9 protein-coding genes are annotated in these 12,082 nt (G+C 42.7%); 5 read left to right on the top strand and 4 right to left on the bottom strand.

What is annotated here, in order from left to right; translation table 11 throughout:
- Window positions 1-93: 93 nt before the first annotated feature.
- Both GNE10_RS23635 and GNE10_RS23630 read right to left on the bottom strand, forming a co-directional pair.
- The gene (locus GNE10_RS23635) at window positions 94-1,047 is read right to left on the bottom strand and encodes a heme o synthase (protein ID WP_185567248.1); all 954 of its coding nucleotides are present in this window, start codon (window positions 1,045-1,047) and stop codon (window positions 94-96) included.
- A gap of 213 nt (window positions 1,048-1,260) precedes the next feature.
- Entirely contained in the window at window positions 1,261-2,175 is a 915-nt protein-coding gene (locus tag GNE10_RS23630) for a heme A synthase (RefSeq protein WP_185567247.1), read from the bottom strand.
- A gap of 453 nt (window positions 2,176-2,628) precedes the next feature.
- Here GNE10_RS23630 and GNE10_RS23625 point away from each other — a divergent pair, with 453 nt between their 5' ends.
- The 5 genes from GNE10_RS23625 to GNE10_RS23605 all read left to right on the top strand — a co-directional run bounded on the left by GNE10_RS23625 (window position 2,629) and on the right by GNE10_RS23605 (window position 9,875).
- Window positions 2,629-3,717 carry a cytochrome c oxidase subunit II gene (locus tag GNE10_RS23625; protein ID WP_185567246.1) on the top strand — a complete coding sequence of 363 codons (1,089 nt, stop codon included), beginning with the start codon at window positions 2,629-2,631 and terminating at the stop codon, window positions 3,715-3,717.
- A gap of 109 nt (window positions 3,718-3,826) precedes the next feature.
- On the top strand, window positions 3,827-5,563 hold the full coding sequence (ctaD, locus tag GNE10_RS23620; RefSeq protein WP_185567245.1) for a cytochrome c oxidase subunit I: 1,737 nt from the start codon (window positions 3,827-3,829) through the stop codon (window positions 5,561-5,563).
- 363 nt (window positions 5,564-5,926) lie between these two features.
- Window positions 5,927-6,553 carry a heme-copper oxidase subunit III gene (locus GNE10_RS23615; RefSeq protein WP_099067192.1) on the top strand — a complete coding sequence of 209 codons (627 nt, stop codon included), beginning with the start codon at window positions 5,927-5,929 and terminating at the stop codon, window positions 6,551-6,553.
- A gap of 567 nt (window positions 6,554-7,120) precedes the next feature.
- Window positions 7,121-8,329: a serine/threonine-protein kinase gene (locus GNE10_RS23610; protein WP_311774843.1), complete on the top strand. Its 1,209-nt coding sequence runs from the start codon at window positions 7,121-7,123 to the stop codon at window positions 8,327-8,329.
- A 466-nt stretch (window positions 8,330-8,795) separates the two neighbouring features.
- Window positions 8,796-9,875: a PstS family phosphate ABC transporter substrate-binding protein gene (locus GNE10_RS23605; RefSeq protein WP_099067190.1), complete on the top strand. Its 1,080-nt coding sequence runs from the start codon at window positions 8,796-8,798 to the stop codon at window positions 9,873-9,875.
- Window positions 9,876-10,329: 454 nt separating this feature from the next.
- Here GNE10_RS23605 and GNE10_RS23600 read toward each other — a convergent pair whose 3' ends face one another.
- On the bottom strand, window positions 10,330-10,512 hold the full coding sequence (locus GNE10_RS23600; RefSeq protein WP_099067189.1) for a hypothetical protein: 183 nt from the start codon (window positions 10,510-10,512) through the stop codon (window positions 10,330-10,332).
- A gap of 387 nt (window positions 10,513-10,899) precedes the next feature.
- Entirely contained in the window at window positions 10,900-11,871 is a 972-nt protein-coding gene (locus GNE10_RS23595) for a DUF362 domain-containing protein (RefSeq protein ID WP_185567243.1), read from the bottom strand.
- Window positions 11,872-12,082 lie beyond the last annotated feature (211 nt).

Here is a 12,082-nt window from a genome sequence, read left to right as displayed (position 1 = left end):
TTGTGATAGTTAAAATTTTACTTATAATTTTTAATTTATAAAAATGCGATCGCGCCCCTTTTACCAAACGCGATCGCATTAATTTTTCTCGCCTTAACTAATAAAATGCAGTCTATTAATTACTGCACTAATTAGATGATGAGTAATAGGGAGACTATCAATGACCATCCCCAGACACAACAACATCATGTAGGAAATGGAATAAAGAAATAATTCTCTAGCGACAGTACGATCTTCGGGATTTTGCAACAACCGCCAAGATTTGTGAATAAATAATCCTCCCAAACTCACAGCGATGGCAGCATAAAGAACTCCACTCGCAGCTAAGGGATAAACTAACAACACTGTTGCAACTACAGTAGTCAACGTATAATACCAAATTTGCCTTACTGTTGCCGTATCACCTTTAACTACCGGTAGCATGGGTATTCCGACTTTGGCATAGTCGTCCCGAATCATCAAAGCCAAGGCCCAGAAATGGGGTGGCGTCCATAAAAAGACAATGGCAAAAATTAACCATGCTGCCCAGCTTAAAGTGCCGGTCACAGCAGCCCAACCCACCAAAGCTGGAATCGCCCCAGCAGCACCGCCAATAACAATATTTTGCGTGCTGTGGCGTTTTAGCCAGTGGGTATAGACCAAAACATAAAAAACAATGCCAGAGAAAGCTAGCACCGCAGCTAACAGATTGGCGAAAACTGCCAATAGTGTAAACGAAATGGTTGCCAGAGCGATGGCAAAAATCAGAGCATCGCGCGGCTGCACCTTACCAGAAGGCATAGGACGATGGCGCGTCCGCTCCATATCATAATCAATATCCCGGTCATAGATACAGTTAATAGTCTGGGCGCTTGCAGCAGCCAAAGTGCCACCAGTCAGAGTTACTAGTAACAGCAATGGGTCTACCTGTCCCTTAGCAGCAATCCACATACTGCCAGCTGTGGTAATCAAAAGCAACGGAATAATCCGGGGCTTAGTTAGCTGGTAGTAACTTTGAATTACTTGGAGAAAAGTTTCGTGGTGGCGAGAGACATTAGTCTCAATCATGTTGGCTCTGGTTCCTTATTTTTCAACAACGGGGAGTAGGAAGTGGGGAGATGGCAACGCCTTGGGGAAAGGGCAAGGGACAAAGGGGAAAGGAAAGCTCCCTTCTTGTCCTCTCTTACAAAGTTTGAATTGGAGGAGACCTTTACTCCAACTTTGCGCCTTTTCCCTTTTCCCTTTTCCCTTTTCCCTACCCGAAGGGTTTTGCCCCATACCCTACTGGGCGCTCACTGAGTCACGGAATGATAAAACTGTAAAAGCCACTAAAGTACCGAGCAAAGCAGCTCCTACAGCTTGATGAGACACGGTGAGGGGTTCGACTTGGAGGTGTAATTTGAAAGTGGCGAATCCCAACAAAATTTGTAAGCTCAACAATGCACCAGCCAGATTTGCCAGTCGCCGCAAGGCTGGATGTAGCGCAGGTGTACGCCAACTAAAAAATACCATTGCCAAGGTTGCTAAAGTTGGCGGCACCAAACCAGCAATATGACTGTACATTACGGTACACAGTTGAGAATCGCCGAAGCATTGGTGTAGCGCCCAACGAGATCCTACTAAAGCACCCAAGAGACTTTGCAGGTAAACTAAAACAGCAGCAGTTAAACCGAACCAAGGCAACTTACCAACAGTTCCAGTCCCCTGATAGGCTGTGAGTGCGGTACCGATAATCAACAGGGTGGTGAAAAACAATAGCGCTGTTCCCAAATGAGCGGTAACAATATCAAACCGCAACAATTCGGTGACAGTGAGTCCTCCCAAGACACCTTGGAAGACGATGAGAAACAGGGCGAATGAGGATGCCCAAGGCAGCCAGTTGGGTAACGAGCGACGATGCCACCAGGATAAACCAAAAAGTGCGATCGCGCTGATACCAATTAAGCCTGCATCTAATCTGTGAAACCACTCTAAGAATACCTGGAAATTCATTTGCTTGGCTGGCACCAGTTGGCCATAGCATAAGGGCCAGTCTGGACAAGCAAGCCCAGCATTCATCACGCGGGTGGCAGAACCTATCGCCATCAAAATCAAAGTGGCTATGCACATTCTCCACACCAAGCGACGAATCATTTCCTTGGGCTTTTGTTGCTCAATTGCCGCTTGATTTTGTTGTTGTAGGACAATTTCGTTCATGAACAGTACCTTCTGCCCGCTCCTGGTGGATCTCTAATAGATTCTTAATTTTCAATACTCAACGAACACTTTCTAACAACGGGCAAATCCCCGCTCTTACGAATGTCGTCCCCATCTCCACCCTAGCGTACAAGCCAAGGGTTTATAGATTGGCACTCACTTATACTTTGAATCATTTTCACTATGTTTTGCCTGAAGCTTTAGGTATTTTTCAAGATGTGAAAAATCGATTATTGCTAGTTAATTTAACCATCCTAAATTTTTCCTTAAATTTTTCTACTGATTTACATCTATTTTGGCGAATATCTGTTAGTCACCTTGTACTCAAAATTAGTAAAATAGTCAGAAAAATTAATAAAAATTTCAGACATTTCGACTATATGTCTTTCAGCCTAGACTACCTTAGTAAGTGAGCAGCTTTGAGATAACGTAGTAAATTCAATTAAGTAAGCCGTGAAGATTCCAAGTTCAATCTGGACATTACTCATTGGCATCGTGCTAACCCTAGCCAGTATTTGGTACGGTCAAAATCATGGTCTGTTGCCAGCAGCAGCTACTGATGAAGCCGTCTTAGTCGATGGTCTATTCAATGCGATGATGATCGTTTCTACAGGTATATTTCTGATAGTCGAAGGTGTCTTGATTTACTCTGCATTTAGATACCGTCGGCGTGCAGGTGACAATGAAGACGGCCCACCAATCGAGGGTAATGTACCTTTAGAAATACTCTGGACGGCGATCCCAGCAATTATCGTTATCGGTATTTCTGTTTACAGTTTTGATGTGTATAACGAAATCGGTGGCTTCGATCCCCACGCCATCCATGAAGCGCCCATTACTCAAGAGTCCATGACAATGCCTGGGCATGGAAGTGCCATAGCTGCAACATTGAGCGATGCACCTCTAAGCAGCGAAACCAACCTCAATCAAGAAAAATCTGATGAGGCGATGCAAGACCCAGCAACAGCAGAAGTTCGCAATGCCGACCAAATTCCCCAAAAGCAGAATGCTCCGGGCGTTGGTAGTGTTGCTCCTACAATTGGAGGCAGTCCCGATAAAGCAGATAAACCACCGGCATTGCAAGTCAATGTCACCGGTCTCCAATATGCTTGGATTTTCACTTATCCTGAAACTGGAATAACCACAGGTGAGCTGCACGTTCCCATCGGCAAAGAAGTGCAAATCAATATGACCGCCAACGATGTGATCCACGCCTTCTGGGTGCCAGAATTCCGTCTCAAGCAAGATGCAATTCCCGGTCGGCAAAGTGAGATTCGCTTCACGCCGAGAACAGAAGGTGATTATGCTCTCATCTGTGCTGAACTTTGCGGCCCATACCACGGTGCTATGAGAACAACAGTGGTAGTTGAGTCACAACAAGCATTTGACAAATGGCAACAAGAGCAGTTAACTGCCAGCAAAGAAACCCTAAATCAAGCCGTAGCATTAAATCCTGCGGATTTGTCCCCAGATGAATTTCTCGCCCCTTACACCAAGGACATGGGAATTCAACCAGAAATCCTCCATCAAGTTCACCATTAATTCCCAAAAAGGGAAAAGGGGAAAGCTTAAAGGGAAAAGGAAGGTTCTCTTTCCCCTTTGCCCCTTCCCCTTGACCCCACTTCTGTAAGAAGTCTAATGACTAATTCCTATGACACAAGCTCAGCTCCAAGAAACTGCCAATATTCCCGCTCATGGTGAAGAACCACCGGTGAGGAAATGGCAAGATTACTTTACCTTTAATACCGACCATAAGGTAATTGCGATTCAATATCTAGTCACCACATTCATTTTTTACTGTATTGGTGGCGTGTTGGCTGACTTGGTTCGTACAGAACTACGGACGCCAGAAGTAGATTTTGTCACCCCAGAAGTCTACAACAGCTTGTTTACGCTGCACGCTACAATCATGATTTTTTTGTGGATCGTGCCAGCTGGTGCGGGTTTTGCTAACTTCTTGATTCCCTTGATGATTGGGGCCAAGGATATGGCATTCCCACGCTTGAATGCTGTTGCTTTTTGGATGATTCCGCCTTCTGGTTTGTTGCTCATCGCTAGTTTAGTGGTCGGTGATGCCCCCGATGCAGGTTGGACTTCCTACCCTCCCCTGAGCTTGGTAACAGGTCAAGTAGGTGAGGGAATTTGGATTATGAGTGTCCTCCTACTCGGTACATCATCGATTTTGGGGGCAATTAATTTCCTCGTCACATTGCTGAGGATGCGTATCCCAGGCTTGGGATTCAATCAATTGCCTTTGTTCTGCTGGGCGATGTTTGCCACTTCAGCCTTGACTCTGGTATCAACGCCAGTGTTAGCAGCAGGTTTGATTCTGCTGGCTTTTGACTTATTTGCCGGGACGACATTTTTTAATCCCACTGGGGGCGGCGATCCTGTTGTTTACCAGCACATGTTCTGGTTTTACTCGCACCCAGCAGTTTACATTATGATTTTGCCTTTTTTTGGGGCAATTTCAGAAGTTATCCCCGTGCATTCTCGCAAGCCAATTTTTGGTTATAAAGCGATCGCCTACTCTTCTCTGGCCATCAGTTTTTTAGGGCTAATCGTTTGGGCACACCACATGTTTACCAGTGGTATCCCCGGTTGGCTGCGGATGTTCTTCATGATCACCACCATGATCATCGCCGTACCCACTGGTATTAAAATATTCAGCTGGTTGGCAACCATGTGGGGCGGAAAAATTCAACTCAACTCCCCTATGCTATTCGCAATGGGCTTTGTTGGCACCTTTGTGATTGGTGGTATCAGTGGTGTGATGCTAGCAGCAGTACCCTTTGATATTCACGTCCACGACACCTATTTTGTAGTGGCGCACTTGCACTACGTTTTGTTTGGTGGTAGCGTTCTCGGCATTTATGCGGCGATTTACCACTGGTTCCCGAAAATGACGGGACGAATGCTCAATGAATTTTGGGGTAAAGTTCACTTTGCCTTGACAATCGTCGGTTTAAACATGACCTTCTTACCCATGCACAAACTAGGGATGATGGGCATGAACCGCCGTATTGCTCAGTACGATCCCAAATTTACTTTACTCAATGAAATCTGCACCTATGGCGCTTATATCCTGGCAATCTCCACATTTCCCTTCATTATCAATGCAATTTGGAGTTGGTTGTACGGAGAGAAAGCTGGTAATAATCCCTGGAGGGCACTAACCTTAGAGTGGATGACTACCTCACCGCCAGCGATCGAGAATTTTGAAGTCACCCCAGTACTAGTTACAGGCCCCTACGACTACGGCTTGGAAAAGGCTAAAGAAGGTGTACCCTTATCTGACCCCAATCCAGTCTTGTCTGCTGGCCCCAACTCCGTATTAAGAGCAAAACCCGACCCAGCGGTTGCTGCTAATCCGGAAGATCGGAAGTAAAGAGTTAGGAGTGATGAGTTAGGAGTGATGAGTTAGGAGTGATGAGTTAGGAGTGATGAGTTAGGAGTGATGAGTTAGGAGTGATGAGTTTAATAAAGTTATTAGTTTAAAACTCCCAATTCCTAATTTCCAACTCCTAACTCCCAACTCCCAATTCCTAATTTCCAACTCCCAATTCCCAACTCCCAACTCCCAATTCCTAACTCCCAACTCCCAATTCCTAACTCCCAACTTCCAATTCCTAATTCCCAACTCCCAACTCCCAATTCCTAACTCCCAACTCCCAATTCCTAACTCCCAACTCCCAACTCCTAACTCCCAATTCCTAACTCCCACCTCCCCAATCTACATTTATCAAGATTCATGCAAAGTCAGACAATTGACCCAGCTAAAACTGAACTGAATCATCACCATACAGCAGAAGCAGCTGTCGGCCATCATGAAGAACATCCAGACCATCGTTTGTTTGGGCTAATTGTCTTCCTGATTGCTGAAGGAATGATTTTTATGGGACTATTCGGAGCCTATCTGGCTTTCCGTGCTACCATACCTGTTTGGCCTCCAGAAGGTACTCCAGAGTTAGAACTGTTGCTACCCGGTGTTAACACTGTGAACCTGATTGCTAGTAGTTTTGTTATGCACAATGCTGATACTGCTATCAAAAAGAATGATACGCAGGGAGCGCGGATTTGGCTAGCAATTACCGCTGCGATGGGTGCTGTTTTCCTGGTAGGACAAGTATATGAATATACTCATCTAGAATTTGGTTTAACTACCAATTTATTTGCCAGTGCATTTTATGTTTTGACTGGTTTCCACGGACTGCACGTTACTATCGGCGTTTTAGCGATTCTTGCCGTGTTGTGGCGATCGCGTGTTCAAGGCCATTACAGTAGCGAAAAACACTTTGGCATTGAAGCCGCTGAAATTTACTGGCACTTTGTTGATGTGATTTGGATTATTTTGTTCGGATTACTGTATTTGCTGTGAGTATTAATTAATTATTAGTTGTTCACTCCACGCGAACAACTTTACAAGCCTCCTTTGGGAGGCTTTTTTATTTTCAGTATTCAGTGATACCAATTTGGAATTTTATAGCCAGGAACTTGGTAATTCAAGTCTCCACTCCCGAAGACTGAAATCAGAAGTGGTGTAGTTCTGTTAGGACGTAAATCGATGGTAAAACCTGGATAATAAACTTTCAAGCTATTGCTTGTTATCTATTCCGTGTTACTTATTGCTTTTTATACTAATATAAAGACATAGAGTTTTCATGAGTTAGGGTATTGCATTTACTTTATTCGTCAAAACTTGTATTATTTATATTTATTTATAAATAAAAAATTCAATTTCCAGCCCAATCATAAAGCTGCCTCCAAGCTATGTGAACGGGAAGATAATTGCCTCAAAATTGACAAATCAAGGGGCGAGTATTCATTTTCTCACCCAAGCTATAAGAACCTCTGAATGGTCAGCAATTAGCAGTATAATATACGCCACATGAGCCAGAACCCTCTCATTAGAAAAACATTCAGGAGTAGCTTTGAGACCGTTAAAGTGTTAGAAAGCCCAGAATCAGGTAAAAACTACTCTTTAGCAAGTGTAATACGTAATAGATATCATCAGAGTTTTGTTAGAAAAACACTTAGGAATCGCTTTGAAATCATCAAGCAATTGGGCAGCGGAGGATCTGGGGATACATACTTAGCCATAGACCTAGACCTACCAGGAAGACCGCATTGTGTTGTTAAGCATTTCCACCCAAAAGATTCTAATCCTGCGGTGGGGGCGATCGCTAAAAAATTATTTGTCAGAGAAGCAGAAGTTTTATATCAGCTGGGTAACGACCACGAACAAATTCCGAGACTGTTTGCTCATTTTGATGAAGGTGGGGATTTTTATCTAGTCCAAGAATACATTGACGGTCATTCTTTGACTCAAGAAATTATCCCAGGGCAAAGGCTGAGGGAAAATGCAGTCTTGATTTTATTAAAAGACATTTTGGAAGTGTTAGTTTTCGTTCACGAACACAACATTATTCACCGAGATATTAAGCCCCAAAATTTAATGCGGCGACACTCCGATGGCAAGATTGTGTTAATTGACTTTGGGAGTATTAAAAAAATTGGTGCTTTAGGAGCGGGTTTAACAGTTGTGGTTGGTACTCCTGGTTATATGCCAAGCGAACAAGCCAAGGGAAAGCCAAAACTTTCTAGCGATATCTATGCAGTAGGTATGATTGGTATTCAAGCTCTCACGGGCTTAGTACCAAGCCAACTACAAGAAGATCCTGAGACAGGAGAAATAATTTGGCGGCATCACGCACAGGTAAGCGATGCTTTTGCTGATATTTTAGACAGAATGATTTGCGATCGCCATAGTCAACGTTATCAATCTGCCGCCGAAGCTTTGGAAGCCATTAATTCCTGTTTGCTGGGATTAGAGTCATCGCCATCTGGTGGTCAAAAGCAAAATATTATCGATAGCTATTTTTTAGCTTACAGGAATTTTATTTTGTTGTTGGGTATTGGACTGGGTGCTAGTACTAGTTTGATAGTAATTATATTAATCTATACATTCCTGAATGCAAGTACATTCTTGCCACAGCAACCTACTCAACTAAAAAATATCATACAAAAATTTATTCATCAGTCACAGTTAACTAATTTAAATAACTTAAATAGCAACACAGAATTAAAGAAAAGCAATTGCAGCATTGCCAATACCACCGAAGAAATTAAATTTAATTGTCTTAGAGACAATTAAGAACTTTTAAGTAAATAAATTAGGACTTACGCAAAAACTCTCTTAGACTCTTATTTCTCTGAGGGAAGCCTCTTAACCCGTCCAAAGCACTGGTTCCTGTTGATCCTTCAACTTTGTTCAGCCTTGACCCTGAGCAGAGTCGAAGCCTTGAGTGTCAACCGTCAACAGTTAACAATCTTTTGTGGAATATTTTTTTACTTGCAAGTCCCTTAACAACCGTATTAGCTTATAAATTGCACAAAATCAAGTTAATTGGCTGTTAAAAATTAACTATCAACCATCAACAATCAACAACTAAGATAAAAACATACGCAAGTTAAATGCGTGACTACTTAGCTATAAAAAATTGCTTTAGGACTTACTGATAAAAGCTTTATCTAAAACTTAAATATCTACAGATTTTTATAGTGTAAATACGGAGAAATTATTGTAGTATGAATACAATCAATAAACAAAATTTAAAGATATGGACAATACAAACCAAAGAAAAACTTTAATTAACAGCGAAATAGCCCTGTTTCTCAGAGGTTTGATTATTGGTAAAGTATTAACACTGATGGTTATTGGCGGATTGCTTTGGTGGTTACTCAAGCCAAATTTTTTATCTCGTAACAGTGTTAACTCTTACTCCCCTAATCAAAACGTAAACACCTCCTTTAGTGAAAGTTCGACTTTTCAGACAATTGTCGATGTTCCTAGCGGCTCATTTAACTACGGTGGTAGTACAGCTTGGGCATCTATCCGGCAATTAGTAGATTCTCAGATTCAAAGCGATCGCCCTGAACTACAATTACGCTACATAGACCCTATAAAAGACAGTCCTGGCTCTAGCTCTGGTATTCGTATGTTGCTTGATGGCAAATTAGACTTTGCTCAGACTTCCCGTCCCCTGACAGATGAAGAACAAGCAATTGCAACACAGCGAGGCTTTACCCTCGAACAGCGCCGGGTGGGTATTGATGGAATAGCAGTGGTAGTCAACCCATCACTCAAGGTATCAGGTTTAACTGTTGACCAATTGCAGCAGATTTATTCGGGGCAAATTACTAACTGGCAACAACTAGGTGGGCCCAACTTAGCTATCACACCTTTCTCTCAACGACCAGAAAATGCAGATACACTAATATCCACGAGCAACAACAACTCAAAGGGGCAAGCACTTGGCTCCAATGTACAGTATGTCTACTCGACTACAGAGGCAGTACGCCAACTCAGCAAAACTCCTGGTGGCGTGTATTATGCTTCTGCCCGTTCAGTAATTCCTCAGTGTACTGTCAAAGCTTTACCATTGGGTCGCACTTCTGGTGAGTTAATACCCCCCTACCGCGAACCTCTAGTATCAGCTGAAAATTGCCTACGTCAGCGCAATCAAGTAAATACTGAGGCTATTAAAAATGGTAGTTATCCAATTACTGCTGATATGTTTGTGATTATTAAGCAGAATAAAGGGCGAGAACAGCAAATAGGCGATGCCTACGCCAAACTTTTATTAACTGAACAGGGGCAAAAAGCAATTGAGCAAGCTGGTTTTGTGGGAGTTCGTTAATCAAATCTCCAAGATAATTAAATGTTATTAGTTTGTGACAGAGTGCTGCACAAAAGCTGACAACATTAGACTTCTTGCAGAAGTCGGGAAAAAGGGAAGGGGAAAGGGGGTGCATGTTTGGTATTTTCCCTTTCCCCTTTAACCCCTTCGGCGTTCGCCAGTCGCTCATGGGGGAAACCCCCAAGACCGCGCTGGCTCACCTTTTCCCTTTGACCACAAAATTCCAAAAAGCACTTTTGCAAGAGGTCTATTGATGCAGGCAATGTACAGCGCCCAGCCACAGAGAGTTTCAATCAGCCTAAATTATTACTCACTGGGCGATTGGAAATCGCAGCTACACAGATTAAATCCACCTAGATGGGTTTGAAAACCTTGATTTTGTGTTAGTCCAGGCAGGTGTATTAAGCTTTGTGTAGTAGCGAATTCTATTCGCCCAGTACTTTTCAAACATCCTCTAAGCAGCTGTATCGGAACGTTCTATTTGCTGCCGAATGGTTTCAATAGAAGCATTAATACCAGCTAGCTTTGACTCGAAATCATCTCGCAGCCAAATCAAGAATTTTAATTTCCGTTCTAAGCTAGCTTTGTGCGAAATGGGCTGGCTTCCATAACAGGCATTACCCCAAAAAGGAAACATAATTTACCTCTGTATTTAGCTGTTGTAGGAGTGCAGTATATTGCACCATTATATTTTGACTAATAACAATCAGACTGGTGTGTGTAATAACCGATCTTTATTGTACGGGCTTAACGAATGCTTGCTAAAAATTGTCCCAACAGATGATGAAATTATTCCATTGGATAGGCATTAATTTTTTCTAGATCTTCTTTTGGGAAACATTTGAAGTAAATATAGCAATTCTATTTCAGTTTTGAATAATATCGGTGTTGATTGTTGACTGTTGACCGTTGACAGTCAACAAACCTAACACGTAATATTTCACAAATGATTTAGGATTGCTATATTAAATTGGCAATACGGTTTGGATAAGCAGTATGAACTTCCCTATTTGCATAAGTCTACTTAATTCCTTGCATAAACACTCATTGGTTCCTTGATAAACCGGGTGTAAAGATGCTTAAACGTAGATTTAATCACGCGGGGCATACCAAAATCAATGGGCATTAATTTATCTGGTAGCCGCCAATCTTCTATTTTTAATAAGTCAGGATTTAAATGTGGAAACTCGATGTTAGCAAGTTCTGGACAAATTCCTAATTTTTGAGAAGCTGCAACTGTTGGTACTTGTTCGGGAGAAACATTGAGGATTTCCACCATTGCTCGATCTAAAGCAAATATATCTGATGCAGCTGCTAAAATGCCTAGTTGGCGAGGTTCGCCGTTACTGGGGCCGTTACCTTCATGACCGATGATGCCATCTAAGATGGTTAAATTGGGGTTAATTGCCCTGGCGGTTTCTACTAACATTTGGGCAAATCTGTCGGCGTCTTTGCCTGCTTCCATGTGCCACCAAGCTTTCATTTTGCCGGGGACGCAACCAAACAAGTTTTTGACACCCAAGGTTAATGTTAATTGGGCATGGGATTTGACTTTGGGTAGGTTAATCACCACATCTGCTTCCATCGCTTCTTTAGACAAGCGCAGGTGGTTAAAATTCTCACTCACACTTTGGTAACGCTGTCCGTGAAAATCGATGATGGGAATATTCAATTCTTCTAAAATAGGCAGATAGCCATTGGCCACCGCTACTCCCTTGGCGCTACCAAAAGCCGGACTATCACCCAAAAATGGCTTACCGCCGACTTCAATTACCATTTGGGCAACTGCGTAAACGAGTTCGGCACGGGTGATACATTCTTTACCAGGACGCGCACCTGTGAGCAGATTGGGTTTGAGTAAAACGCGATCGCCTTTTTTCACAAATGCTGCCATTCCTCCAAAAGGTTCCAGCAATATCACTAGAGATTCCCGTAAAGCCTCTAGTTCGTAGGAAGTAGCCCGAATCAAGCTGACGGATGATTTTTGAGTTTGCATAGATAATAAATCACAAGTAATAAACAGCGCCAACAGTCAAAGCCCTTAGGGCTGTTAAAAGGTTAAAGGTTAAAGGGAACCCCATAACTCAAGTTAGGGGCTTGATACAAGCACACTGCATTTCTCGTACTACGTATCTCAAAATACATCTTTTTCTCTTTTCCGTGTTTAAAAACTCTTTCTTGCATCCTTTCCCCTTTCCCCTTTCCCC

This window comes from Nostoc sp. 2RC (assembly GCF_014222165.1).
GTDB lineage: Bacteria > Cyanobacteriota > Cyanobacteriia > Cyanobacteriales > Nostocaceae > Nostoc > Nostoc linckia.
This window is presented reverse-complemented; position numbering and strand designations above follow the sequence as displayed.